20 protein-coding genes are annotated in these 26,592 nt (G+C 65.7%); 5 read left to right on the forward strand and 15 right to left on the reverse strand.

The features are described from left to right. Positions 1-77: 77 nt before the first annotated feature. Both C7449_RS18145 and C7449_RS18150 read left to right on the forward strand, forming a co-directional pair. Positions 78-956, forward strand: a complete 879-nt coding sequence (locus C7449_RS18145) for a 50S ribosomal protein L11 methyltransferase (protein ID WP_108004315.1) — start codon at positions 78-80, stop codon at positions 954-956. Positions 957-1,445: 489 nt separating this feature from the next. After that, positions 1,446-3,287, forward strand: a complete 1,842-nt coding sequence (locus C7449_RS18150; protein ID WP_108004316.1) for an aminopeptidase P family protein — start codon at positions 1,446-1,448, stop codon at positions 3,285-3,287. A gap of 66 nt (positions 3,288-3,353) precedes the next feature. Here the strand turns inward: C7449_RS18150 and C7449_RS18155 are convergent, their stop codons facing one another. The 4 genes from C7449_RS18155 to panC form a co-directional block, all read right to left on the reverse strand. Next, positions 3,354-3,668, reverse strand: a complete 315-nt coding sequence (locus C7449_RS18155; RefSeq protein WP_108004317.1) for an AzlD family protein — start codon at positions 3,666-3,668, stop codon at positions 3,354-3,356. A gap of 1 nt (position 3,669) precedes the next feature. Continuing rightward, positions 3,670-4,380 carry an AzlC family ABC transporter permease gene (locus C7449_RS18160; protein ID WP_108004318.1) on the reverse strand — a complete coding sequence of 237 codons (711 nt, stop codon included), beginning with the start codon at positions 4,378-4,380 and terminating at the stop codon, positions 3,670-3,672. 159 nt (positions 4,381-4,539) lie between these two features. Further along, positions 4,540-5,367: a 3-methyl-2-oxobutanoate hydroxymethyltransferase gene (gene panB / locus C7449_RS18165; protein ID WP_108004319.1), complete on the reverse strand. Its 828-nt coding sequence runs from the start codon at positions 5,365-5,367 to the stop codon at positions 4,540-4,542. Further along, the gene (gene panC / locus C7449_RS18170) at positions 5,364-6,245 is read right to left on the reverse strand and encodes a pantoate--beta-alanine ligase (RefSeq protein ID WP_108004320.1); all 882 of its coding nucleotides are present in this window, start codon (positions 6,243-6,245) and stop codon (positions 5,364-5,366) included. The genes panB and panC overlap by 4 nt, the downstream gene beginning before the upstream one ends. 289 nt (positions 6,246-6,534) lie before the next feature. Between panC and C7449_RS18175 the strand changes: the two genes are divergently transcribed. Both C7449_RS18175 and C7449_RS18180 read left to right on the forward strand, forming a co-directional pair. Further along, positions 6,535-8,640: a DEAD/DEAH box helicase gene (locus C7449_RS18175; RefSeq protein ID WP_108004321.1), complete on the forward strand. Its 2,106-nt coding sequence runs from the start codon at positions 6,535-6,537 to the stop codon at positions 8,638-8,640. A 433-nt stretch (positions 8,641-9,073) separates the two neighbouring features. Further along, on the forward strand, positions 9,074-9,814 hold the full coding sequence (locus C7449_RS18180) for a PAS domain-containing protein (protein WP_108004322.1): 741 nt from the start codon (positions 9,074-9,076) through the stop codon (positions 9,812-9,814). 60 nt (positions 9,815-9,874) lie between these two features. Here C7449_RS18180 and ligA read toward each other — a convergent pair whose 3' ends face one another. The 8 genes from ligA to C7449_RS18220 form a co-directional block, all read right to left on the reverse strand. After that, positions 9,875-12,028 carry an NAD-dependent DNA ligase LigA gene (gene ligA, locus C7449_RS18185; RefSeq protein WP_108004323.1) on the reverse strand — a complete coding sequence of 718 codons (2,154 nt, stop codon included), beginning with the start codon at positions 12,026-12,028 and terminating at the stop codon, positions 9,875-9,877. Between the two features lie 141 nt (positions 12,029-12,169). Further along, complete coding sequence (recN, locus tag C7449_RS18190) at positions 12,170-13,840, reverse strand: DNA repair protein RecN (RefSeq protein ID WP_108004324.1); 1,671 nt, start codon at positions 13,838-13,840, stop codon at positions 12,170-12,172. Positions 13,841-13,860: 20 nt separating this feature from the next. Beyond that, on the reverse strand, positions 13,861-14,724 hold the full coding sequence (locus tag C7449_RS18195; RefSeq protein ID WP_108004325.1) for an outer membrane protein assembly factor BamD: 864 nt from the start codon (positions 14,722-14,724) through the stop codon (positions 13,861-13,863). A 166-nt stretch (positions 14,725-14,890) separates the two neighbouring features. Next, on the reverse strand, positions 14,891-15,844 hold the full coding sequence (gene lpxC / locus C7449_RS18200; protein WP_108004326.1) for a UDP-3-O-acyl-N-acetylglucosamine deacetylase: 954 nt from the start codon (positions 15,842-15,844) through the stop codon (positions 14,891-14,893). A gap of 299 nt (positions 15,845-16,143) precedes the next feature. Then, on the reverse strand, positions 16,144-17,907 hold the full coding sequence (gene ftsZ, locus C7449_RS18205) for a cell division protein FtsZ (RefSeq protein WP_108004327.1): 1,764 nt from the start codon (positions 17,905-17,907) through the stop codon (positions 16,144-16,146). Between the two features lie 105 nt (positions 17,908-18,012). Beyond that, entirely contained in the window at positions 18,013-19,344 is a 1,332-nt protein-coding gene (gene ftsA / locus C7449_RS18210; RefSeq protein WP_108004328.1) for a cell division protein FtsA, read from the reverse strand. Further along, entirely contained in the window at positions 19,341-20,273 is a 933-nt protein-coding gene (locus C7449_RS18215; RefSeq protein WP_170115938.1) for a cell division protein FtsQ/DivIB, read from the reverse strand. Before C7449_RS18215 ends, ftsA begins: the two co-directional genes overlap by 4 nt. Then, a complete protein-coding gene (locus C7449_RS18220) occupies positions 20,261-21,184 on the reverse strand; it encodes a D-alanine--D-alanine ligase (RefSeq protein ID WP_108004330.1) in 924 nt (307 codons plus the stop codon). The genes C7449_RS18215 and C7449_RS18220 overlap by 13 nt, the downstream gene beginning before the upstream one ends. A 514-nt stretch (positions 21,185-21,698) precedes the next feature. Between C7449_RS18220 and C7449_RS18225 the strand changes: the two genes are divergently transcribed. Beyond that, complete coding sequence (locus tag C7449_RS18225; protein ID WP_108004331.1) at positions 21,699-23,009, forward strand: MFS transporter; 1,311 nt, start codon at positions 21,699-21,701, stop codon at positions 23,007-23,009. A 74-nt stretch (positions 23,010-23,083) separates the two neighbouring features. Here C7449_RS18225 and murB read toward each other — a convergent pair whose 3' ends face one another. Genes murB through murG form a run of 3 tightly spaced genes read right to left on the reverse strand, consistent with a single transcriptional unit; the run spans position 23,084 to position 26,591 of the window. After that, positions 23,084-24,058 (reverse strand): UDP-N-acetylmuramate dehydrogenase, encoded by a 975-nt coding sequence (gene murB / locus C7449_RS18230; RefSeq protein WP_108004332.1) that lies wholly within the window; start codon positions 24,056-24,058, stop codon positions 23,084-23,086. Beyond that, positions 24,055-25,470 (reverse strand): UDP-N-acetylmuramate--L-alanine ligase, encoded by a 1,416-nt coding sequence (gene murC / locus C7449_RS18235; protein WP_108004333.1) that lies wholly within the window; start codon positions 25,468-25,470, stop codon positions 24,055-24,057. Before murC ends, murB begins: the two co-directional genes overlap by 4 nt. After that, positions 25,467-26,591 carry an undecaprenyldiphospho-muramoylpentapeptide beta-N-acetylglucosaminyltransferase gene (gene murG / locus C7449_RS18240; RefSeq protein WP_108004334.1) on the reverse strand — a complete coding sequence of 375 codons (1,125 nt, stop codon included), beginning with the start codon at positions 26,589-26,591 and terminating at the stop codon, positions 25,467-25,469. Before murG ends, murC begins: the two co-directional genes overlap by 4 nt. Between the last annotated feature and the right edge of the window lies 1 nt (position 26,592).

A 26,592-nucleotide genomic window follows, 5' to 3' on the forward strand; every position in this document is an offset into this window, starting at 1 on the left:
CGACATGCTAGCGCATCCCGCACCGAAATGCGCCGGGGCCCCGCACCCTTCCGGCCCGAAAGCAGGAACTGCCGACCGTGAGCGAAATCCGCCTCTTCATCACCACGACCGAGAAGAATGCCGAAGCGATCCTGGCGCTGATGAGCGACGCTTTCGAGGATGAAGGCTACGCCATCGCCACCATGGAGATCGACGAAAAGGCCGACATCTGGGAGGCTTCGCTCTACCTGATGGCCGACGAGGAAGCAGAAATGCACGAACGCTTCGCAGCGCTCGTCAAGGACGATTTCCCCGATGCCGTCATCCAGCGCGAGGACATTCCCGACGTCGACTGGATCGCCAAGTCGCTCGAGGGGCTGCAGCCGGTGCGCGCCGGCCGTTTCGTCGTGCACGGCTCCCATGATCGCGGCACGGCGCGCCCGGGCGAGATCGCGATCGAGATCGACGCGGGCCAGGCCTTCGGCACTGGTCACCACGGCACCACGGCCGGCTGCCTCGAGGTGATCGAGAGCGTCATGCGCTCCAGGACGATTCGCTCCGCACTCGACCTTGGAACCGGCAGCGGCGTGCTCGCGATCGCCGCCCGCAAGCTGGCGCCGATCCCGGTGCTCGCCACCGACATCGACCCGGTCGCGACGAAAGTGGCGCGCGAGAACGTGCGCAAGAACGGCATCGCCGAAGGGATCACTCTCGAAACGGCGCCCGGCTTCCACCACACCGCGTTCCGCCGCCATGGCCCCTTCGACCTGGTGATCGCCAACATCCTCGCCCGTCCGCTGATGCGCATGGCGCCGCAACTCGTCGCCCACCTGGCGCCGGGCGGACAGGTGGTGCTTTCGGGAATTCTCGCCACTCAGCGCTGGAAGGTGCTGTCGGCCTACAACGCCGTCGGCCTGCGCCATGTCCGCACGATCTGGCGTAATGGCTGGGTGACGATTCATCTCGACAGGCGCTGAAAAGAAAAAGCCTCCCGACCGTGCAGGGAGACGGCCGGGAGGCTGAAAAAGAGAAAGGCGGTGCCAGAGGCACCGCCTAAAGGACCGGTAGAACCGGTCTGTCCGCGAGCCTTTAGGAGGAGGAGAGCTCAAGCGGACCCCAAGTGTTCCAAACGCCCGCCCGGAGGAGGGAGGAGGAGTGACCGGACAAGCGCCTGTCGGAACACCTAGAACAATCGCCTTTCGGCGAACTTTCGATTTCTTCGTTTCGAACGCATATCGCGTTCGCTTCGTTGCCGCGGGTTATAGCCGAAGCGAGGAAAATGGACAGCATTATTTGAACATGGGAGCCATGCGCGCGGCGCATGAACAGCATCGGCGCCGCCCAATAAAGAGGGAATGCCTGCCCTGGCAGGCGGCGGAAGCACGGCAGCCTTGCCTGCGCCCAATTCCCTTCGAGCGCGCCATGCACTAGGGTGCGGCATGTCCATTTCCTTCAGGTAGCCGCCCATGTTCCAGAGCTTCGACGTCACCTCGACCCCGCAATTCGGCCGCGAACGTGCCGATGCGTTGCGCGCAACCTTCGACACGCTTGGCATCGACGGTTTCCTCGTGCCACGGGCCGACGAGTTCCAGGGCGAATACGTACCTGAGAGCGCCGAACGGCTGGCGTGGCTGACGGGTTTCACCGGCTCCGCCGGCGTTGCACTGGTTACGCGTGGCGAGGCGATCGTGTTCGTCGACGGCCGCTACGTGACGCAGCTCGCCGAACAGGTCGACGGCAGTGTCTTCAAGGGGGGCGACCTCGTCAACGAACCGCCGCACAAGTGGATCCCGAAGCACGCGGGCAAGGGATTCCGCCTCGGCATCGATCCCTGGCTGCACACGAGCGCGGAGGTGCGCAGGCTGGAGAAGGCCCTGGCGGAGATCGCCGGCAAACTCGTACAGCTTTCCCACAATCCGCTCGACCGGCTTTGGACCGACCGGCCGACCGAACCGCTCGGACGCGTGCGCATCCAGCCGATGGAGTGCGCAGGCAGGCTGGCAAAGGACAAGATCGCCGAGATCGCCGCGAAGATCGGCGAGGCCGGCGCCGACGTGCTGGCCGTCACCGATCCCTCGACGATCGCCTGGCTGTTCAACATCCGCGGCAGCGACGTTCCCCATACCCCGCATCCCCTCGCCCGCGCTGTCCTGCATGCCGACGGCAAGGCGGAGATCTTCATCGACAAGCGCAAGACCGGCATCGAGGAGGAGGCCTACCTGACCCAGCTTGCCGACTTCTCGCCGCCTTCGGAGTTCGGCGTGCGCATCGAGGCACTTTCGCGCGCGGGAAAGCGCATCCTGATCGACCCGGAGCAGGCGTCATTCGGCCTGGGAGAGGCGATCCGCGCGGCCGGCGGCACCGTCGTCGAAGCAGCCGACCCGGCCCGGATTCCTCGTGCCTGCAAGAACGAGGTCGAGCTTGCCGGCGCCGCCAAGGCTCATCTGCAGGACGGTGCGGCGATGGTCGAGTTCCTCGCCTGGCTCGATTCGTGCAGGCCCGGCACGCTCACCGAAATCGAGGTAACGCGGAAGCTCGAGGCCTGTCGCGCCGCCGTCGGCGAGCGCATGCAGAACCCGCTGAGGGACATCTCCTTCGACACGATCGCCGGCGCCGGCGCCCATGCGGCGATCATGCACTACCGCGTGACGACCGACACGGACGCCCGGCTCGAGGACGGGACGCTTTTCCTGATCGATTCCGGCGCGCAATATATCAACGGCACCACCGACATCACCCGCACCGTTGCGATCGGCAACGTGCCGGAGGAGCAGAAGCGCTTCTTCACGCTGGTTCTGAAGGGCATGATCGCCATCAGCACCGCCCGTTTTCCGAAAGGCACGCGCGGCTGCGACCTCGACCCGCTGGCCCGCATCGCGCTCTGGAAGGCCGGCGCCGACTTCGCCCATGGCACCGGCCATGGCGTCGGCTCCTATCTCTCCGTGCACGAGGGACCGCAGCGCATCTCGCGGCTTTCGACGCAGGAGCTGCTGCCGGGCATGATACTTTCCAATGAGCCCGGCTACTACCGCCCCGGCAGCTTCGGCATCCGCATCGAGAACCTCATCCATGTCCTGCCGGCCGCGCCTGTCGACGGCGGCGACATCGACATGCTCGGCTTCGAGACCATCACCTTCTGCCCGATCGACAGGCGACTGATCCTGACCGAACTGCTGACCCGCGAGGAACTGCACTGGCTCGACGAATATCACGCGCGGACGCGCGCGGCGCTGATGCCGCTGATCGACGACGTGGAGGTTCGCGGCTGGCTGGTCAACGCCACGAAGCCGTTCAGCCACGGCGCGTGAGCGCGCACCACCGGAGTACACAGAAGGGAGGCGCGCGCGCCTCCCTTCGCCGTCTCGCTGCTGCGCTTAAGCGCCGAACCAGTACCGCATCGCCATCACCGCGCACCAACCGACGGCCAGCATCGGCAGCATGGAAAGCCTGAGGCTGGCGATCAGCGCCGCCGCCATCGCCACCTGCACGTCCGGCCCGCCGGTGAAGAAGGCGGGCGCCACCAGTGTGGTCAGGACGGCGGCCGGCACGGCGTTCAGGGCCGCTTCGAGCCGTGGCGGGATCGTCTTCATCTGGGTGATCAGCACATAGCCGCCGATCCGCGTCAGGAAGGTGGCGATCGCTCCGCCAAGGATGATCAGCATCATTTCGGTATTGAACCATGCACCCATCTCAGGCCTCCTTGCCGCCGCCGTGCTTCGCCTGGCGCTTGACCGGCAGCGCCGCGGCGAGCAGCATGCCCGCAACGGCTCCGACGCTGACGTGCCAGGGCGAGCCGATCGTGTGATAACCGATCACCGAGGCCGCCCCGCTCATGGCAACGACCGGCAGGAAGTTGGCCCTCTTGCGGAAGCCGAGCACCAGCGCCATGAAGTAGATCGGCAGCAGCACGTCGATGCCGATCAGCTTCGGATCACCGATCAGCTGGCCGAAGATGCCGCCGAGCACGGTCGTGACCTGCCACGGCACGTAGATCATCAGGCCGAAGCCGAGATACCAGGAAAAGCTCACCTCTCCGCCGGCTTCGCCCCGCTTCAGCGTCTCGGCGAATTGCGGATCGGTTAGCAGGAAGAACGTGACAAACTTTTGAACCGGCGTGAAGTGACGCACATAAGGCACGATGGCCGCAGAATAGAGGATGTGGCGGAAATTCACCGCGAAGATCGACAGCACGATGACCCAGGGCGCGATCTTCTGACCGAACAGTTCGATCCCCACCAACTGACTGGCGCCGGCAAAGAGGGTGAGGCTCATGACCGCCGCCTCGGCGATCGTCTGGCCGTTTGCCACCGCAACGGCGCCGAACAGGGCGCCGAATGGCGCCGCCGAAACGCACAAGGGGGCGGCAAGGCGCGCGCCCTGGATGAAGTCTGCTTTGCTCAAGGGAAATCGCCTCTCCTGCCGTTGATCGACCGCTCTATGCGCACCCGGCTTTCAGGGCAATTCAATTAGGCTGATGGAAGCATCGATTTTGCTGAACGATCGTCCCGCGGAAGCGTAGCCCCGCCGCGCGGAAAAGCGACGCGCAGGGCCCGACCGCCGTCAGGACGATTTCTTCACCTGGAACGTGTGCTCTTCGGCCGGGAAGCTGCGGGCCTTCACCTCTTCGGCATAGGCGGCGAAGGCTTCGCTCATCAGCGGCGCCAGATTGGCGAAGCGCTTGACGAAGCGCGGCTTGAAATCGGTAAACACGCCAAGCACGTCGTCCACGACCAGGACCTGGCCGTCGCAGGCCGGCGATGCGCCGATACCGATGGTCGGAGCCCGGACCGTACCGGTGATATCACGGGCGACCGGCTCGACGGTGCCCTCGATGACGATCGCGAAGGCGCCGGCATCGTCGATGGCCTTGGCGTCGCTGCGGATCTTCTCCGCCTCCTTGTCGCTGCGGCCGAGCGACCGGTAGCCGCCGGTGGTGTTGATCAGTTGCGGCATCAGACCGACATGGCCGAGCACGGGGATGCCGCGACGGGTGAGGAAATCGACCGTCTCGGCCATTTCCGCACCACCTTCCAGCTTCACGGCGCTGCAGCCGGTTTCCTTCAGCACGCGCGCGGCACTGCGGAAGGCGAGCTCCTTCGATTCCTGGTAGGAGCCGAACGGCAGGTCGACGACAACGCAGGCGTTGGTGGAGCCCCGCATCACGGCCTGGCCGTGCGCGATCATCATCTCGAGCGTCACGCCGACCGTCGAATCGAGGCCGTAGAGCACCATGCCGAGCGAATCGCCGACGAGAATGAAATCGACGTGCGGGTCCATCAGCTTCGCAACCGGCGTCGTGTAGGCCGTGAGGCTGACGATCGGCCGCTGGCCCTTCAGTGCCTTGATATCCGACGGAGCAAGACGCCGTTTCGTTGCATGTACGCTCATGGTGAGGCTACCTCTGCTGCTTGGCCGCCCTTGGTGCCGATGATCCGGTTGTCGAGCAGTTTCGTGCTCCCGATCCGGACGAAAAGCAACAGGAGAACGGGGGCTTCGCCGATTTCGGCGATCTCCGCCAGCGTTACCGGGTCGCGCAGCGCGACGACCTCAGGGACGGCCAGCGGTTCGGCGGAAATGAAGGCGCGGACCGCCGTCTCCAGTTTGGCAACGTCTTTCTGTCCGGCCGCGATCAAGCGCTCGGCTTCATCGAGGGCGCGCGGCACGACGACCGCGGCGGCCCGTTGCTCGGGCGACAGGTAGACGTTGCGCGACGAGCAGGCTAGCCCGTCCGGCTCGCGCACCGTCGCCACTCCGATCACCTCGACCGGCTGCGCCAGGTCCTCCACCATCCGCCGAACAATGGCGATCTGCTGGAAATCCTTCTCGCCGAAATAGGCGCGGTCCGGCCCGACGATGTTGAAGAGCTTGGTGACGACCGTGCAGACGCCGGCGAAATGCCCCGGCCGCGCTGCCCCTTCCAGCTCGGAGCCGAGCGTCGGGACGTCGACCACGGTTTCCATCGGCCGCGGATACATGTCGGCGACGCCGGGGGCGAACAGGATGTCGACACCGCCCTTTTCCAGCATGCCCTCGTCGCGCGGCAGGTCGCGCGGATAGCGGGACAGGTCCTCGTTGGCGCCGAATTGCAGCGGATTGACGAAGATCGAGGCAACCACGATGTCGTTTTCGGCATGCGCCCGCCGCACCAGTTCCATGTGGCCGACGTGCAGATAGCCCATGGTCGGTACGAAGCCGATCGTCTTTCCAGCCACTCGATGGGGCGCGAGCGCCGCGCGCAGGGCCGCGATGGACGTAATGGTCAGCACCGGACGGGTTCCTCCAATCCTTGGACGTCCTTTCCCGGGGACGGCCGCCGCCTTGGCAATCTGGCTTTTCTGCGGCAGGGCGCGTTCTATCTTGTGCAGCGCAAAAAGACAATCGGCAAACCTTGTCCGGAAAGCTGAACCGTCCTGCGCGTCAGACGATATTGCACCTGTACTTTTCACGCGCTTCAGATTAGGAAGCCCGCAGCGATGGCCCGCCGCGTGCGGCCGACACGATCACGCCCTCGTCTCCCAACGGGCGCCATAATTCACGAATTCCGAAAGACAGAAGATGACCGAATACGAAGGCCTCGTTCCGGCGATGGCAAGCGCGTTGACAAAACGCGGCTACACTACATTGACGCCCGTGCAGAAGGCCGTTTGCGATCCTGGGCTCGAGGGCGCGGACGTGCTCGTCTCGGCGCAGACCGGCTCGGGCAAGACGGTTGCATTCGGCTTGGCCCTGGCGCCAACCCTGCTGGGCGGCGAAGACCGGTTCGGCTCGGCCGGAACGCCGCTGGCGCTCGCGATCGCGCCAACGCGCGAATTGGCATTGCAGGTGAAGCGCGAGCTGGAATGGCTCTATGGCGAGACCGGCGCCGTGATCGCCTCCTGCGTTGGCGGCATGGACATGCGCAACGAGCGCCGGGCTCTGGATCGAGGTGCGCAGATCGTCGTCGGCACGCCCGGGCGCCTGGTCGACCATATCAATCGCGGCTCGCTGGACCTGTCCGGACTGCGGGCGGTCGTTCTCGACGAGGCCGATGAGATGCTCGACCTGGGCTTTCGCGAGGATCTGGAGTTCATCCTCGATTCGGCGCCGGAGGACCGGCGCACGCTGATGTTCTCCGCAACCGTTCCGCGAGCGATCGAGGAACTGGCCCGCAGCTATCAGCGCGACGCGATTCGCGTCTCCACGGCGGCCGAACGCAGCCAGCACGTCGACATCGAATATCGGGCGCTGGCGGTAGCGCCGCACGACCGCGAGAATGCGATCATCAACGTCCTGCGCTACTATGAGGCGCAGACGGCGATCGTGTTCTGCTCGACGCGTGCTGCCGTCAACCACCTGACAGCCCGCTTCAACAACCGCGGTTTCTCGGTCGTGGCGCTCTCCGGCGAGCTTTCGCAGAACGAGCGCAGTCATGCGTTGCAGGCGATGCGCGACGGCCGGGCCCGTGTCTGCATCGCCACCGACGTCGCCGCCCGCGGCATCGACCTGCCGAACCTCGAACTGGTCGTCCATGCCGACCTGCCGACCAATCCGGAAACGCTGCTGCACCGGAGCGGACGCACCGGGCGCGCCGGCCGCAAAGGCGTCAGTGCGCTGATCGTTCCCCTCCCCGCCATGCGGCGCGCCGAGCGCCTTCTGGCGGCCGCCAAGATAACGGCTGAGTGGGCGACGCCGCCTTCCGCCGACGAAATCCTGGCACGGGACGACGAGCGGCTCTTGGCCGATCCGGTCCTGAGCGACGCGATCGCCGAAGACGAAATCGCCTTCGCCGATACGTTGCTCGCCGTCTATGAACCCCGCCAGATTGCCGCGGCCTTCACCCGGCTGTACCGCTCCGGGCGGTCTGCGCCGGAGGAATTGAAGGAAATCGACCTGTCGCAGAGGCGCCCGGCCCGTGATCGCGGGCCGATGGAGCCCCGCGAGCCTCGGCGGCCGCGCGAGGCGTTCGGTCCCGGCCGCTGGTTCTCGCTCTCGGTCGGCCGCAAGCAGAGTGCCGAACCGCGGTGGCTGATCCCCATGCTGTGCCGCGCCGGCAATATCACCAAGAACGAGATCGGCGCGATCAAGATGCAGCCGGAAGAGACCTTCGTCGAGCTCGCCGCCGACGCGGCCGACAGCTTCCTCGCAACCATCGGCCCGAAGCGCATGCTCGAGAAGGGCATTCGGCTGACTCCCCTGGACCAGGCGCCCGACCTGACGGCCATCCCCCGAAGCAAGCCCGTCTCCGACCGGCCGGAGCGCGGTCCCCGCAAGGGATACGACCGCGGCGGGGCGAGCGATTTCGACAAGCCGGAGCGCGGCTTCCGCAAGGCGCGCGATGGCCAGGAACAGAAGACCGACAGGCCCGAGCGCCCGTTCGAAAAGCGCCCGTTCGAAAAGCGGGCATTCGAGAAGCGCACCGCCGAGGCATTCGGATCCGGCGACAAACCGTTCCGCAAGGACGGGGAAACCGGGGCGCGGCCCGAGTACCGTGACGCGGACGCCCCGTCACGCAAGCCGAAGCCGACCAAGTCCGAGGCCCGGAAAGACAGGTCACCACGGGAAAAAACCTTCGGCGACAAGGGCTATGCCGGAAAACCGGCAAAAGGGCCGCGCCCGGGCGGTCCAGGCGGCCCGGGAGGCACCGGCCCGGCGCGCAAGAAGGCCCGCAAGTCGAACGGCTGACGCCATGTCAGAGGCCCCGCCTGCGCAGCCCTCGAGAGACGTGAGGCGCGGCCCACGTTCGTGCGGAGGGCCGGTTGAGGGCGCGAGAGCGGCCGACGGATCGAAATGGATAGCGAGGACAGAAACGGATGGGTTTCTTCCCCATCCACCCTGCCGGAACCCATCTTTCAGGACTGGAAAATACTCCGGCGGCCTTCGATATTGGCATCTCAGCACGAGATCGCGAGGCCGATCCCCGGGTTAGTAATAGCGCGGGGCGCTTGGCTGTGGCCGAGAGTTTTTCTCTAAACAGCAACCGGGCGTCTGCGGGAACTTGGCCCCTGATCCGCATCCCATTTTTTGCGACTTCACCGCATGACCGATCCGGCCTATCCTCGCCACTTTCGAAGCGCCGTCGAATCGGGTTTCGACGGCCGTTCGGTTGGCGGGGCAAATGGCGGACAGGGGATCGAAAGTGGGCCATATCGGCCTTGGTACCGGCGTTACACAACGCCTGACCGACGAGTTCTGGGAGCGCTACCGCCGCCTGCAGGCCGCCGTCGCAACGGACGACTTGCCGCTCGTCGACCGGCGAGAGCGCGAATTTGCCGCCTCGCTCACGGCACTCGTGGAACACCAGGCGCTCGATCCGGCGGAGCAGCAGGCGCAATTCGCAGTGCTGCTGCGGCTGCTGCATGAGGAGGCCGACGACGCTGCGCGCGTGCGCAGTAACGCCGCCCTGATCGAGACCCTTCTCCGACGCTACATCACCGTGCGCACCCGTGCGGCTGACCACGATACCCTGCCTGCGCTGACCGGACCGATCCGCGACGGCGTCCTTGACGTCGGTCTGCTCGATGTCCTTCCCGAACGCGTCTGCGTGGTGACAACGGACTATCGCTATCTCTACACCAACGCTACCGAAGCCGCGCGGCTGGAACGCAAGCCGCATGAACTGGTCGGTCGCCACGTGCGTGACGTCGTCGGGGCGGACCGTTTCGACGCCGCCATCAGGACCAATCTCGACCGCTGCTTCTTAGGCGAGATCGTCGAGAGCACCAATGCCCGCGAGAAAGACGGCAGAATCGTTGTGGTTCGGCGGCGGTTGACCCCGTGCTACGCCGAGAGCCGGGTTCTGGTCGGGGCGCTCGTGGTCATCCAGGAAGGCCCGGACCGGCGTCGCAGCGCCGGCTGATCGTCCTCGGCGGGAAGCGGTTCGACGCGATCGGTCCCTGCCGCGCTGCGCATCTCAGGGTCAGGCCTTGATCCGCTCGAACCACTGGTCCTCGTCGATCACCTCGACGCCGAATTCGCGCGCCTTGTCGAGCTTGGAGCCGGCCCCCGGCCCCGCGACGACAAGGTCGGTCTTCTTCGACACCGAGCCGGACACCTTGGCACCGAGCCGCTCGGCCATCGCCTTCGCCTCGTCGCGCGACATCTTCTCCAGCGAGCCGGTAAAGACGACCGTCTTGCCGGCGACCGGGCTGTCGCTTGCGACCGGCAGTTCCGCCGCCTCCGGCGTTACTTCCTCCAGCAGCCGACCGATCACGTCGAGGTTGCGCGGTTCCTTGTAGAATTCGACGATGGCGCGCGCCACGACCTCGCCGATGCCGTCGATGCGGTTGAGCTCGTTCCAGGCCTCGCCGGACAGCGACACGGCTTCCTTCATCCCCGCCTCGAAGGCCGCGTAGCTGCCATACGCACGCGCCAAGAGCTTGGCCGTGGTCTCGCCGACATGGCGAATGCCGAGCGCGTAGATGAAGCGGTTGAGCGCGATCGTGCGGCGCGCATTGATCGCCTCATAGAGCTTCCGCACGCTGACCCGGCCGAACCCCTCGACGTTTTCCAGCTTGGCGAGCGACCCGGCCTGGCGCTTCTCGAGCGTGAAGATGTCGGGCGCCGTGCGGATCATCAGCGCCGGACTTTCCGCCTCGAAGAAGAAGTCGATCTGCTTGGCACCGAGCCCCTCGATATCAAAGGCATTGCGGGAGACGAAGTGTTTGAGGTGCTCCACGGCTTGCGCGCGGCAGACGAAACCACCGGAGCAGCGCCGCACCGCATCCACCTTGCCGGACTTTTCGTTGATGTCGCGCACGGCATGACTGCCGCAGACCGGGCAGGTCTTCGGAAACTCGTAAGGAACCGCTTCGTCGGGACGCTTCTCCAACACCACGTCGACGATCTGCGGGATCACGTCGCCGGCCCGCTGCACGATCACCACGTCGCCGACGCGGATGTCGCGGCCGTCGCGGATCGGCTCGCCGCTGTTGCCGACGCCGCGGATATAGTCCTCGTTGTGCAGCGTCGCATTGGTGACGACGACCCCGCCGACCGTGACCGGCTCCAGCCGCGCCACCGGCGTCAGCGCCCCGGTGCGCCCAACCTGGATGTCGATCGCCGTCAGCGTCGTTAACGCCTGCTCGGCCGGAAACTTGTGGGCGGTGGCCCAGCGCGGGCTGCGCGAGCGAAAACCGAGCCGTGCCTGCAGATCGAGCCGGTCGACCTTGTAGACGACGCCGTCGATGTCGTAGTCAAGATCCGGGCGCGCCAGGCCGATCTCCCGGTAATGGGCGATGATGTCGTCGATGTTGGAGAGCCGCTTCATCAGCGGGTTGACCGGAAAGCCCCAGGTCCGGAATGCCTCCACCATGCCCAACTGGGTGTCGGCCGGCATCTCCGACAACTCGCCCCAGGCATAGGCGAAGAACCGCAACTTGCGGCTGGCGGTCACGGCGGCATCCAGCTGGCGCAGCGAGCCGGCCGCGGTGTTGCGTGGATTGACGTAGGTCTGCTTGCCCTCCGCGACCATTTGTGCGTTCAGCGCCTGGAAGTCGCTCTTGGCCATGTAGACCTCGCCGCGCACCTCGGCGACCGCCGGCGCGCCGGCCGGCAGGCGATGCGGGATCTCGGCGATGGTGAGGATGTTGGCGGTGACGTTCTCGCCGGTGGTGCCGTCGCCGCGGGTGGCGGCGTTGACGAGCCGGCCGTTCTCGTAGCGGATCGACATGGAGAGACCGTCGATCTTCGGCTCGGCGGTAAAGGCGATCGAATCATCCGGAAGGCGGCCGAGGAAGCGGTAGACCGAGGCGATGAAGTCGCGCACGTCCTCGTCGGAAAACGTGTTGTCGAGCGACAGCATCGGCCGGGCGTGGACGATCGGGGCAAAGGTCGGCAATGGCGCCGCGCCGACGCGGCGGGAGGGGCTGTCGGCCCGCGCCAGTTGCGGAAAGCGCGCCTCGACCGCATCGTTGCGGCGCTTCAGCGCGTCATAGTCGGCATCCGAGATCTCCGGCTGATCCTTGCCGTGGTAGAGCTCGTCATGGCGGGCGATCTCCGCCGCCAGGTAGGCGAGCTCGGCCGCCGCCTCCTCCTCGGTCAGGTTTTCGACGGGGATCTTCTCGATTGCCATGGCCCACTCCGCGATTCCGAGTGATGGTTTTAGAGCAACTGCAATGAAAGGGAAGAGATGGCGCCTACGGGCAGAAGGTGTCGGCAGGCAGATGCGACGCACTCTTCAGATGGTCGGGAAAGGATAGGCCGACCTGCGGCCTCAGCCGCCGCCAGACAGCAGCCGCGCCGCAGCCGCCCTCGCCTCTTCCGTTACCGACGCGCCGGCCAGCATGCGGGCGATCTCCTCGGTCCGGTCATCGTCGTCCATGCGGACGACCCGGGTCGCGACCGCCTCGCTGTCCGCAACCGGCCCCTTGGAAATCAGAAGGTGCGTGGCGGCGCGCGCCGCGACCTGGGGGGCGTGAGTGACCGATAGCACCTGCACCGTCGAGGACAGCCGCTTCAGGCGTTGACCGATCGCGTCCGCGACCGCGCCGCCGACCCCGGTGTCGATCTCGTCGAAGACCAGCGTCGGCGCCGAGCCGCGATCGGCGAGCGCGACCTTGAGCGCCAGCAGGAAACGCGACAGTTCGCCGCCCGAGGCGACCTTCATGATCGGTCCCGGCCGGGTGCCGGGGTTGGTCTGGACGTGGAATTCGACGGTGTCGATGCCCTCAGGGCCGCCGCCATCCGGATCGGTGGTGATGTGCACCATGAAGCGCGCCCGCTCCAGCTTCAGGGCCGGCAGCTCGGCCATGACCGCCGCAGACAGCCCCTCGGCAGTGCGATGGCGGCGTTCCGACAGCGAGCGGGCCGCTGTCTCATAGGCGGCGCGAAGCTCCTCAAGCTTTCGCTGGAGCTGGACGAGCTTCTCCTCGCCCGCGTCAAGGTCGGCAAGATCGGCAAACATCCGTTCCGCCAGGGCCGGCAGGCCGGCGACCGGGACGGAGTACTTTCGCGACGCCGCCCGCAACGCGAACAGCCGCTCTTCCGTCCGCTCCAGCAGCTTGGGGTCGAACTCGGTCTTTCGCAAAGCCGCTTCCACCGCCATCTGCGCGTCGGAGAGCTGGTCGACGGCGCGTCCCAGCAGTTCGACTGTCTCCTCCAGAAGGCCCGGCGCCTCCTGGCTCTTGCGCTCGAGCCGCCGCACCATGGAGGCGATCACCGGCACCGGCGAGGCATTGCCGTTGAGGAAATCGCTCGCCTCGCCGATATCGCCGGCGATACGCTCGGCCTTCATCATCCGGGACCGCTCCTCTGCGAGAACCTCCTCCTCGCCGTCCTGCGGCGAGAGCTTCTCCAGTTCCTCGACGGAGGCTCGCAGGTAGTCCGCCTCGCGGGCGGCCGCCTCGACGCGGTCGCGATGCTTGCGCAGCGCCCGTTCGGCTTCCTTCCAGCGCTGGTGCAGGATGCCCACCTCGCCCACCAGATCGCCGAGCCCGCCAAAGGCATCAAGCAGGATCCGGTGGGCGTCGGTGTCGATCAGCGCCCGGTCGTCGTGCTGTCCGTGGATCTCGACGAGCCGCTGGCCCGCCTGGCGCATCAGCTGTACCGAGACCGGTTGGTCGTTGACATAGGCCCTGGTCCGTCCGTCGGCCGACTGGACGCGGCGGAAGATGAGATCGCCGTCGTCGTCGATGCCATTCTCCCGCAGCAGCGCCCGGGCGGCATGGCCGGCCGGCACGTCGAAAACCGCGGTCACCTGGCCCTTTTCCATGCCGTGGCGGACCAGCGAACCGTCGCCGCGGCCGCCGAGCGCCAGGGACAGGCTATCGAGAAGGATGGATTTGCCGGCGCCGGTCTCGCCGGTCAGGACGGAGAGGCCCGCCTCGAAGCCAAGGTCAAGTCGTTCGATCAGGACGATATCGCGGATCGAAAGCTGTGCCAGCATTCGAGGTCAGATCTCTCTGCTCAGGCGCCGATCAGCTTCTTGCCGGCGCGGGAAATCCAGGAACCAGCATTCTCACGCGGCTCCAGCCCCTTGGACCGGAGAAGCTTGTAGGAATCCGCATACCACTGACTGTCCGGATAATTGTGGCCGAGGACGGCGGCGGCGGTCTGCGCTTCGCTGGCAATGCCCATTGCATAATAGGATTCGACCAGACGCGCGAGGGCCTCCTCGATCTGGTTCGTATTGCCGTAGGTTTCGACGACCGTGCGGAACCGGGTGATCGCCGCCAGATACTCCTTGCGCTCCAGATAGTAGCGACCGACCTGCATCTCCTTGCCGGCCAGCTGGTCACGGGCGAAGCGGATCTTCGTCTGCGCATCCTCGACGTATTCCGAATCGGGATACTTGGTGACGACCTTCTGCATCGCCTCGATTGTCTTGCTCGCGGCGCGCTGGTCCTGGGTCACGTTGGGGATCTGCTTCGCATAGGCGAGGCCGACGATGTACTGCGCGTAAGCCGCGTCTTCCGATTCCGGGTAGAGGTTCAGATAGCGGTTGCCGGCGGCGATCGCCTCTTCGGTCTGCCCCTGACGGTAGTTGACGTAGGCGTTCATCACGAGCGCCTTGCGGGCATATTCCGAGAACGGGTGCTGGCGGTCGATCGCCTCGAACTTGCGCGAGGCTTCGGTTACCTTACCGGCGTTGAGGTTGGCCAGACCCTGGTTGTAGAGAACATCCGGCGGATCGGTCTCGCCGGACAGCTTGGTGATGTCGATGTCGGGATCGGTCTGGCAGGCCGTGAGCGCCATCGAGGCCGTGGACAGGAGAACGACGCAGGCAATTTGCGTCAATCGCTTCGCACCAACAATCCCTGCAAAATTCATCTGACAATCCCGAAATCAGCGCAGCGCCCGCTTCGAGCGCCGGTCATCAACCCGCGTTCTAGCCTCAAACTCGCGCGGACCGCAACGCCATGCGAGCGCATTAACGCAATTTTATGGCAAAGGATGTGTGAAATCACCACGATGCGCGGATCGCGCCCCCCCCGGCTCAGGCTGACCAGGGGGCGAATTCCGGTGCATTAACGGTAATCAGCTCGCGCTGGCCGGCACGGGCCCGCGGCACCGATGCCTCGACCACCTCATAGGCCGTGCGATCGTTCAGCAACGCCTTGAGGGCGTGGGCGTTCATCTTATGACCGCCGCGATAGGAGCGATAGCAGCCGATGAGCTGCGCGCCTGCCAGCGCCAGATCGCCGACGGCGTCGAGCGTTTTGTGGCGGGCGAATTCGTCCCCGTAGCGCAGGCCTTCGACGTTGATCACCGTATTGTCGTCGGAGATGACGACCGAGTTCTCCAGCGACGAACCGAGCGCGTAACCGGCCGCCCACAGCCGTTCGACGTCGCGCATGAAGCCGAAGGTACGGGCCCGCGACAGTTCTGTGCGGAAGGTCTGCGGCGTCAGCTCGCCCTTCCAGGCCTGGCGGCCGATCAGCGGGCAATCGAAGTCGATCTCGACCTCGAACCGCGTGCCGTCGTGCGGCAGGAACTCCGCCCACGAGGCGCCAGCCTCGATGCGAATCGGCTTGACGACGCGGATGTAACGGCGCTTGACGGCGAGCGGACGCAGCCCGACCTGATCGATCGCGTCGATGAACGGAGCGGCACTGCCGTCCATGATCGGCATTTCGGCGCCGTTCACCTCGATCAGGACGTTGTCCAGGGAGAGCGCATAAAGGGCCGCCATCACGTGCTCGATGGTCGCGACCGATTTTTCCGGCGAGAAGCCCAGGACGGTGCAGAGGTCGGTATTGCCCACCTGCGAAGAAACCGCGCGATACTCGCTGACGGAACCGTTGTCATGAACGCGTTGGAAAACAATGCCACTGTCGGCTTCAGCCGGGTGGAAGGTGATCGAAACCACGGCGCCCGAATGGACGCCGGTTCCCGAAATCGTGACCGGGCTCGAGATCGTTGTCTGGAGACCCAGCAAGCTGATGGACATTGTTTGTTCGCCTTGTCTTACGCCAGCGCCGCGCCGGTCGCCATGTCTGCCTCGTGTGCGCCGCACAACTGCCGAAAGAGGGCGATTGGGGCGGCACTACCGGGTATCTGACCGGGCTTAAAAAATTGCCCATGAATCAATGCCATGCACCCGATTTCTGGGCGGAATGTAGTTGCCGGCCCGACGCGTTACAAATCACTGTTTCTTTCTGTATGTTACGTCCCACAGAATTCATGCATGCAATTGATTTTGAACGTAAAAACAAGAAGGCCCGGATCGATGATCCGGGCCTTGTGTAATCAGCTCGACTGGCGTCGCAGGAACGCCGGGATCTCCAGCTGGTCATCCTCGCTCAACGTCCGCGGCTGCGGATTCGCACGGCCGTGGTCGTCCAGCTGGCCGCGGCGCGGCGCATAGAGGCTGGCCTCCGGCGAAAGCGCCCGACGCTGCGGTGCGGCCGAGACCTCGGCTGCCGCCTGCGGCTCCTCTCCCTCACGGCGGGACAGCGAAGAGGTCAGGCGCCTCAGCAGGCCCATCGGACCGCGCTCCTCGGCCTGAACCTGGGCCGGCTGGCTGCGGTGCTCGATCTCGGCCTGCACGACGGGCGGGAAGTCCTCGATGCGCGGCATGCGGGTCGCGACAGGCTCCTGGCGCAAGATCGGCGCGGCCGGCTCTGCACGCGGGGCAACCGGCGCTGCGGCAACCGGCTGATGGTACTGCGGCTGCTGGAACTGCGGCTGGTGGACCGGAGCCGGCCGGGCGGCGACCGGAGCCTCGGCTGCCGGGGCTGCGGCGAAGATTCGGCTCTGCGGGCGGAAATCGTCGTGCGCGGCAGCTGCCGGCTTTGCTTCCGGCAGGGCCAGTTCACGCTCGAGGCCAAGCTCGGCGGCCAGGATGGTCTCCGAGATCGGATCGGCGGTCCGGACCGGCTGCTGGGCAACCGGCTGGGCGGCGGCCGTCTGTGCCATCGGGGCCATCGTCGGAGCCGGTGCCGGCGCTGCAGCCTGCGTTGCCTGCGGTTGAATGGCGGCCGAGGGACGGATCACCGGCTTGCTCGCGCCGCGAAACTCGGTGCTGCGGCCGGAGGCCTCGGCGGCCGCCCGATCAATGCCGGTCGCAACGACCGAGACGCGGATCAGACCCTCCAGCTCCTCGTCGAAGGTCGCGCCGAGGATGATGTTGGCGTCCGGATCGACTTCCTCGCGGATGCGGGTTGCTGCCTCGTCGACCTCGAACAGGGTGAGATCGCGGCCGCCGGTGATCGAGATCAAGAGGCCCTGGGCGCCCTTCATCGAGGTCTCGTCGAGCAGCGGGTTGGCGATCGCAGCTTCTGCGGCGGCCATCGCGCGGCCCTCGCCGGAGGCCTCACCGGTGCCCATCATGGCGCGGCCCATCTCGCGCATCACCGAGCGGACGTCGGCGAAGTCGAGGTTGATCAGGCCTTCCTTGACCATCAGGTCGGTGATGCAGGCGACGCCGGAATAGAGCACCTGGTCGGCCATCGCGAAAGCGTCGGCGAAGGTGGTCTTGTCGTTGGCTATGCGGAACAGGTTCTGGTTGGGGATGACGATCAGCGTGTCGACCGACTTCTGCAGTTCCTGGATGCCCTGCTCGGCCAGCCGCATGCGGCGGCCGCCCTCGAAGTGGAACGGCTTGGTGACGACGCCGACGGTCAGGATACCCTTGTTGCGGGCGGCCTGCGCGACGATCGGGGCCGCACCGGTGCCGGTGCCGCCGCCCATGCCGGCGGTGACGAAGCACATGTGGGTGCCGTTCAGGTGATCGATGATCTCGTCGATGCACTCCTCGGCAGCCGCACGGCCGACCTCAGGCTGCGAGCCGGCACCGAGGCCTTCGGTAACCTGGGCACCCATCTGGATGATCCGTTCGGCCTTGGTCATGGTCAGCGCCTGGGCATCCGTGTTGGCGACGACGAAATCGACGCCCTGCAGCCCTGCGGTGATCATGTTGTTGACCGCGTTGCCGCCGCCGCCGCCAACACCAAAGACGGTGATGCGGGGCTTCAGCTCAGTGATGTCCGGCTTCTGCAGCTTGATAGTCATTGTACCTGTTCCTTTTTGTCTGTTCTGGCCCGCATCGCCTCACCGGCCAATCTCGCTAAACCCGTCCGTCCTTGCCGCTCAACGCTGCTACTTGCGGCAACTCCGTCAGAAACTTTCCTTCAGCCACTGCCCCATCCGGGCGATGCGGCCGTTACCTCCTGCCAGCGACGCAAGCATTCCCCCTTGCGTCGAATGCGTTTCAAGCTCCGCGACCTGCGGATAGATCATCAGGCCGACCGCCGTTGAGAAAGCCGCGCCCTTAGCCGCGGCCGGCAGGCCCGACACGCCGAGCGGCCGCCCGACGCGAACGTTGCGGGCCAGGATCCGGCGGGCTGCTTCCGGCAGGCCCGTGAGCTGGCTGGCACCGCCCGTCAGCACGATCCGCTTGCCGACGATCGGCGAGAAGCCGGAGCGCTGGATACGGTCGCGGATGAGCTCCAGCGTCTCCTCGATCCGGGCGCGAACGATGCGCGAAAGCAGCGCCCGCGGCACGTGGGTCGGCTGGTCGCGGTCGTCCTCGCCGAGCGCCGGGACGGCGACGATGTCTCGCTCGTCGGCAGCGTTCGGCAGGGCCGAGCCATGCACGACCTTGAGCCGCTCCGCATCCTCGATCCGGGTCGACAGGCCGCGCGCGATGTCGGTCGTCACATGATGGCCACCGAGCGCCACGGCGTCGGCATGGACGAGCTTGCCCTCGGCGAACACGGAGATCGTCGTCGTTCCGCCACCCATGTCGATGCAGGCGCAGCCGAGTTCGACCTCGTCGTCGACGAGCGCCGACAGGCCGCTGGCATAGGGCGTCGCCACCATGCCTTCCACCGAGAGGTGGGCCCGGTTGACGCAGAGCTCGAGGTTCTTCAGCGCCGTCCGCTCGGCCGTCAGCACGTGCATGTCGACGCCCAGGACATCGCCGAACATCGACAGCGGATCACGGATGCCGCGTTCGCCATCCAGCGAAAAGCCGGTCGGCAGCGAGTGCAGGATGGCGCGATCCGCGCGCAGCGAGCGCTGGCCGGCGGCGGCGAGCACCTTGCGCAGGTCGGCGGCTTCCACCTCCTGGCCGCCCAGGTCGATCGTGCCGGTGTAGATGTCGCTCTGCAGGCGCCCTGCCGAAACGTTGACGATCAGGCTGTCGATCGTCAGCCCGGCCATGCGCTCGGCCGCGTCGACCGCGAGGCGAACCACGCTCTCGACCGCATCCAGGTCGGCGATGACGCCGTTCTTGACACCGCGCGAGCGCTGGTGGCCGAGACCGATGATCTCGATCGAGTGGGTGCGACCGGGCAGGATTTCACTCTCGGGACGCGGCGTCAGCCGGCCGATCAGGCAGACGACCTTGGTCGAACCGATGTCGAGCACGGAGACGATATGCACCCGCTTGGAATTGAGCGGCTTCAGGCGCGGCAGACCGAAGTGCGAGGAACCGAATATACTCATGAGCGATCGGTCACCTTCTTGAGTTCCTTGGTGCGTTGCTCCAGCACCACCTTGCGGCGGGCGGCGGCCCCTTCGGTCAACTGTATCGTCGTGCGGTCCTCAAGCCGCAGGTCGACGGAGGCGATGTCGCGTTCCAGCAGCCCCTGCTCCGCATCGAGCGTCGACAGCATCTGCATGGCCCTGGCGATATTGGTCTCCGGCAGCTTGACGACGATGCCGTTGTCGAGGCGAAGATCCCAGCGCCGGCCGGCGACGCGGACGTAGGCCTTCACGCGCGCCTTGATCTGCGGCCATGCGTCGAACTGCCGGTCGAAGTCCGCAGCCGCCGTTTCGGCGTCGCGCCCGACGAACAGCGGCAGGTTCGAAAACTTGTTGTCGCGCAGCGGCGCGATGACGCTGCCGTTCTTCTCGATCAGCGAGAGATCGTCGCCGTGCTGCCAGATCGCGAACGCCGTCCGCTCCTTGAGCACGATCTCGATCGTGCCCGGATAGACCTTGCGGACGGAAACCTGCTCGACCCAGGGGAGCTTGGCCAGCCGCTCCCGCGCTTCGGCGACGTCGAGCGCAACGAGCGAGGTGGTGCCATCGAGGCCGAGCTGCTCGAGGATATCGATCTCCGAAGTTTCGCGCGCCCCCGACACCTTCACGTCGTCGATGGCAAAGCCCGCCGCGGTCGTGGTCGTCTGTGCGAAATTTTGCGAATGCCCGCCCAGCGACATGCCGTAGAAGCCGGTCGCAGCGAAAAACGACAGGGCGGCGATCGGGCCGGTGTGGCGGGGAATATGCACACGCCCGACAGCAAGGCTGACGGCGAAGCGCACGACCCGGCGCAGCGGCCGCGGCAGAACGCGGCCGGTCTCGGCGTCGGCGGCACCCGGGACGCCCCGCGGCAGCGACCTGCCCCTCTTTCTGCCGATCAACGCAAACAAGATGCGTCCTCCACCATCCAACTCAAGAATTCACCAAAGGAATGACCGGCGTGCTCGGCCATCTCGGGCACCAGGGATGTCGGGGTCATGCCGGGCTGGGTGTTGATCTCCAGCCAGACAAGCTCGCCATTCTCGGAGAAGCGGTCGTCATATCGGAAGTCCGATCTGCTGACCCCGCGGCACCCGATCGCTTGATGCGCCTTGAGTGCGATTGTTTGTATTTTTTGGTAAATATTTGGTGAAATCTGCGCCGGAAGGACGTGCATCGACCCGCCTTTCACGTATTTTGCGTCATAATCGTAAAAGCCGTGGCCCTGCGGCACCACTTCCGTCACCCCGAGGGCGACATCGCCCATGACCCCGCACGTCAACTCCCGGCCGTAGACATAGCGCTCGACCATGACCTGGTCGCCGTAACGCCACTCGTCGGAGGTGATGACCTGGGGCGGATGCGACTGGTCTTCCTTGACGATCACGACGCCGAAGCTCGACCCTTCGCGCACCGGCTTGACCACGTAGGGCGGCTTCATCGGGTGCCTTGAGGTGAAGTCGAAGCGGTTCATCAGCTTCGATTCCGAGACCGGAATGCCGGCAGCCTTGGCGATGATCTTCGCCTGCGCCTTGTCCATTGCCAGCGCGGACGCCAGCACACCCGAATGCGTGTAGGGGATCTGCAGGAACTCGAGGATACCCTGGATCGTGCCATCCTCGCCGAACGGTCCGTGCAGCGCATTGAAGGCGACATCCGGCTTAAGCCCGGCAAGAACGGTGGCGACGTCATAGCCGACATCGACGCGGGTGACGCGGTAGCCGGCCGCCTCGAGAGCATCGGCGCAGGCGTTGCCGGACGAAAGGCTCACGGGCCTTTCGGAGGAAACTCCACCCATCAGCACTGCCACATGCTTGCTCATCTCGACCTCCGGGGACTCTTTCGCACACTAATTGAACTCGCTTGCGCGGACCTGATTTGCATCCGCCCGACTCGCATTGCGAGACACTCTCACTACAACGGCATTATGGTTAATGAAGCGTTTACTTTCGTTAACTTTTGAAGGGGGCGGAGCGCCGTTTCGACGTTGCGAATCGCGACCCAACGCAGATTCCTGCGCTAGAATCAGGTAGTTGGGCCAAATGCAAGCTTTGAGTTGTGAAGAGGCACTCGGTCGATACCGGGGACGAGCCCGATGCGTCCGCCGTGCCCGGCGGCGCCCGGTTTGAATTGCGAGCGCCTGCGACAGCGGTTCAGCTCCGCGCGATTGGTGACCGATCGAAAATGTCCCGAACGGGGGATAGCTGACGCCAGAAATTGCCGCTGCCGAGGCTATATTAGCATTTTAATTGTTTCGCCGCGTGATCCGATGCCGTAGAACGGCCTGGCTGCCTCCCAAGACGGCAAGAACAATCCACCAACAGGCATGAGAAAAAATGAGTGACACTTCCATGACGGTGTCACCGACCGCAACGCATTCGACCACCCCCGCCGGGAACTCTCCGGCGCGTGTCCTCTTTGCAAGTCTGGTCGGTACGACCATCGAGTTCTTCGACTTCTACGTCTACGCAACCGCCGCGGTGATCGTCTTCCCGCACCTGTTCTTTCCGTCGGCCGATCCGACGTCGGCGATGCTGCAATCCTTCGCCACCTTCTCGATCGCCTTTTTCGCGCGGCCGTTCGGCGCCGTGGTGTTCGGGCATTTCGGCGACAAGATCGGACGTAAGGCGACGCTCGTGGCGGCTCTGATGACGATGGGCATCTCCACCGTCGCGATCGGCCTGCTGCCGACCTACGCGACGATCGGCGTCTGGGCGCCGCTGCTGCTGGCGCTGTGCCGCTTCGGCCAGGGGCTTGGCCTCGGCGGCGAGTGGGGCGGAGCCGTGCTGCTCGCCACCGAGAACGCCCCGCCCGGTAAGCGCACCTGGTACGCGATGTTCCCGCAGCTCGGCGCACCGATCGGCTTCATCCTTTCGGCCGGAACGTTCCTGGTCCTCGGAGAGACGCTCAGCAACGAGGATTTCCTCGCGTGGGGCTGGCGCCTGCCGTTCATTCTCAGTGTCCTGCTGGTCATCATCGGCCTTTATGTCCGGCTGAAGATCACCGAGACGCCGGAATTCCAGAAGGCGATCGACAAGCATGAGCGCGTGCAGGTGCCGATCACCCAGATCCTGAAATCGCACAAGCGCAGCCTCGTGCTCGGCACCTTCGTGGCGCTCGCCACCTTCGTGCTGTTCTACCTGATGACCGTCTTCGCCCTTTCCTGGGGCACCGCGAAGCTCGGCTATTCGCGCGAGCAGTTCCTCGTCATCCAGATGACCGGCGTCGTCTTCTTCGGCCTGATGATTCCGGTTTCCGGTATCCTCTCCGACCGCTACGGCCGGCGCCTGATGCTCGTGCTGACGACGATCGGCATCGCCATTTTCGGGATCTTCATGGGACCGATGCTCGCCGGCGGTCTTGGCGGCGCCTTCGCCTGCTCGATCATCGGCCTCGGCCTGATGGGGATGACCTACGGCCCGATCGGCGCAGCGCTCGCAGCCCCCTTCCCGACCTCTGTGCGCTACACCGGCGCCTCGATGACGTTCAACCTCGCCAGCATCTTTGGGGCGTCGCTGGCGCCCTACATCGCGACCTGGCTTGCCACGACCTACAGCTTGAACTTCGTCGGCTACTATCTGGCGGCGGCCGCAGTGATAACGCTTGCCTGCCTGTTGCTCTCCTCGGAGCAGGAGGTCTCCGGCTGACGGCTGGCGACGAAACGAAAAAGGGCCGCGGCGGACATCCGCCGCGGCCCTTCTTTATTGAAAGCTGCTCCGCCTCAGGCGGTGGCCTTGCCGAGGAACTCCTTGATCTCGTAGCCCGGCATGAAATTGCCGATGCGCCGGATCTCCCATTTCAGCATGATGCCGGAATGCTCGAGCACGCGGCTGCGGACGGTTTCGCCCAGGTACTCCAGTTCGTACCCGGTCGCCTGTCCGGTGTTGATCATGAAGTTGCAGTGCATCGGCGACATTTGCGCGCCGCCGATCATCAGCCCGCGGCAACCCGCCTCATCGATCAGCTTCCAGGCCGAGTGGCCTTCCGGGTTCTTAAAGGTCGAGCCGCCGGTTTTCTCGCGGATCGGCTGCACCGTTTCGCGGTGCTGGCGGACCGCATCCATCTTCTGGCGGATTTGCGCCTTGTCGCCGACATGCCCTTCGAAGACTGCGTGGGTGAAGATCAGGCCCTCGGGCGCGTCCGAGTGGCGATAGGTGTAGCCCATGTCGGCGTTCGACAGCACATGCGCCTTGCCCTTGCGGTCGACGGCGTGCACCTCGACGAGAAGGTCCTTGGTCTCGCCGCCGTTTGCACCGGCGTTCATGCGCAGTGCCCCGCCGATCGAGCCTGGGATGCCGTAGAAGAATTCGAACCCGGCAACGCCGTTGTCCAGTGCCATGGCGGCGATGTTCTTGTCCGGGCAGATGGCGCCGGCCTTGATGCGGTTGTCGCCGACGAGTTCGAGATCGCCGAACCCCTTTGCCGAAAGGCGGATGACCACGCCGCGGATGCCGCCGTCGCGAACGAGCAGGTTGGAGCCGACGCCCACCACCGTCAGCGGCACGTCTTCGGGCAGCAGTTGCAGGAAGGTCACCAGGTCTTCGGTGTCGTGCGGGTGGAACATCAGTTCCGCCAGTCCGCCGGCCCGAAACCAGGTGACACGGTCCATCGGCGCGTCCGGCGTCAGCCGTCCGCGCACATTTTTGATGCCGTCGCCCAGCGACGCCAGCAATTTTTCGCCATTCACCTGCTTCATGCCGTCGTTCCCGATATTCTTGCGAGTTCCCCCGGCAGCGCCACGGCCCAATGCGTAATGCTGCCTGCGCCCAAGAGAACCACAAAGTCGCCCGGCTTAGCAATGGCGCCAATGATGGAGGCGAGTTGCTCCGGACCCTCCAGATGGCGTGCATCGCGGTGCCCGCCGGCCTTGATCCGCGATACCAGCGCCTCGGCGGTTACGCCGTCGATCGGCTCCTCGCCCGCGGCATAGACGGGTGCGATCATGATCGTGTCCGCATCGTTGAAGCAGCCGGCGAAATCCTCGAACAGGCTGTGGACGCGGCTGTAGCGATGCGGCTGATGAATTGCGATGATACGTCCTTCGGCCGCCTCCCGGGCAGCCTTCAGGACCGCCTTGATCTCGACGGGATGATGACCGTAGTCGTCATAGACATTGACGCCGTTCCAGCTGCCGGTGTGGGTGAAGCGGCGCTTCACGCCGCCGAACGACGCAAGGCCCCGGGCGATGGCTTCCGGTTCGATGCCCAGCCGCTGGGCCACAGCCACCGCTGCGGTGGCGTTGGAAACGTTGTGGCGGCCGGGCATTGGCAGGCGCAGATCCTTCAGTTCGATCACTTGGCCGGTGCGCCGCTTGCGGATCGTGACGTCGAAGACCGAGGTCGCCCCGTCCATGCGCACATTGCCGAAGCGCACGTCCGCCTGCGGGTTTTCGCCGTAGGTGACGACCTTGCGATCCTCGATGCGGCTGACCATCGCCTGAACCTCGGGATGGTCCAGGCACATGACCCCGAAGCCGTAGAACGGCACGTTCTCGACGAACTGCCGGAACGCCTCGCGCACCGCGTCGAAGCTGCCGTAGTGGTCGAGATGCTCGGGATCGATGTTGGTGACCACCGCCACGTCGGCCGGTAGCTTCAGGAAGGTGCCGTCGGATTCGTCGGCCTCCACGACCATCCACTCGCCCTCGCCCATGCGCGCGTTGGTGCCGTAGGCGTTGATGATGCCGCCGTTGATGACCGTCGGGTCCAGGCCGCCTGCCTCGAGCAGGGCCGCCACCATCGACGTCGTCGTCGTCTTGCCGTGCGTGCCGCCGATCGCGATGGCGTTGCGGAAGCGCATCAGCTCGGCCAGCATCTCGGCGCGGCGCACGACCGGCAGGAACTTCTCGCGGGCAGCGACGAGCTCGGGATTGTCCTGCCTGATCGCCGTGGAAACGACCACCACCTCGGCATCACCCAGGTTCTCGGCCGCGTGGCCGACGGCGACCTTGATGCCCTTGTCGCGCAGCCGCTGCACGTTGGCGCTGTCGGACTGGTCGGAGCCTTGAACCCGGTGACCGAGATTGTGCAGCACCTCGGCGATGCCGCTCATGCCGATGCCGCCGATTCCGATGAAATGAACGAGCCCTATGCTCTTCGGCATCTTCATGCCCGTTCTCCTTTGAGTTCCGCTATCGTCCTGCCGTTCGCAATAGACTCCACCATTGCGGCGAGCAAGCGGGCGGCGTCCGGCTTGCCTGCCTTCCGGGCGTTCCTTGCCATCTCGACCATGCGCTCCGGATGCGTCATCGCCTCGGCGATGATGGATGCAAGCCGCTCGGGTGAAAGTTCCGACTGCGCGATCACCTGTGCGCCGCCAGCGGCGGCCAGCGCGGCCGCATTGGCCGCCTGGTCGTGATCGAGCGCGTACGGATAGGGCACGAGCACGGAGGGGCGGCCAATGACGGATATCTCCGACACCGTCGAAGCACCGGAGCGGCAGATGACGAGATGGGCGCGTGCCAACCGCTCGGCCATGTCGGTGAAGAACGGCGAGACTTCGGCCGGCAGAGCCAGCTTCTCATAGATCGCCTCGACGCCCTCGCGATCCTCGGCACGCGCCTGCTGGGTGATGCGCAGGCGCGCCCGCTTGGCCTCGCTCAGCCGGCAGATGGCCTGCGGCACCGCCTTAGAGAAGAATTGCGCCCCCTGGCTGCCTCCGAAAACGACGAGGTGGAATTCGCCATCGGCCGCCGACGGCTCGTATGCCACCTCGGCGGCTGCGAGCACGGCAGGCCTGACAGGATTGCCGGTGGTCACCGTCTTCGCTGCATAAGGCCCCTCGCCGTCCGGCAGGAAGCCGCCAGCGATCGCCTGGACGCGCCCGGCGAGCGCCTTGTTGGCGCGCCCCATCACCGCGTTCTGCTCATGGATCATCGAGGGAATGTTCATGCCGGTCGCAGCCAGGAGCGGCGGCAAGGTCGGATAGCCGCCGAAGCCGACGACGGCCTTCGGCCGCAGGCGCGCCAGCAGGCGCCGGGCGGCCCGCAAGCCCTTCCAGAGCGTCAGCAGCGATGAGAGGACCTTCACCGGGTTCTTCGAGCCGATCGTCGCCGAAGGGACGACATGGATCTCGTCGGCGGGGAACTTGCCGGCGAACCGCTCGGCCCGGCTGTCGGTGACGAGGTGCACCGACCAGCCGTTCGCCTTCAGCTCGTGCGCCAGCGCCTCGGCCGGAAAAAGATGGCCGCCGGTGCCGCCGGCGGCAAGCAGGATGATGCCCTTGCTCATA

The organism is Mycoplana dimorpha (genome assembly GCF_003046475.1).
GTDB lineage: Bacteria > Pseudomonadota > Alphaproteobacteria > Rhizobiales > Rhizobiaceae > Mycoplana > Mycoplana dimorpha.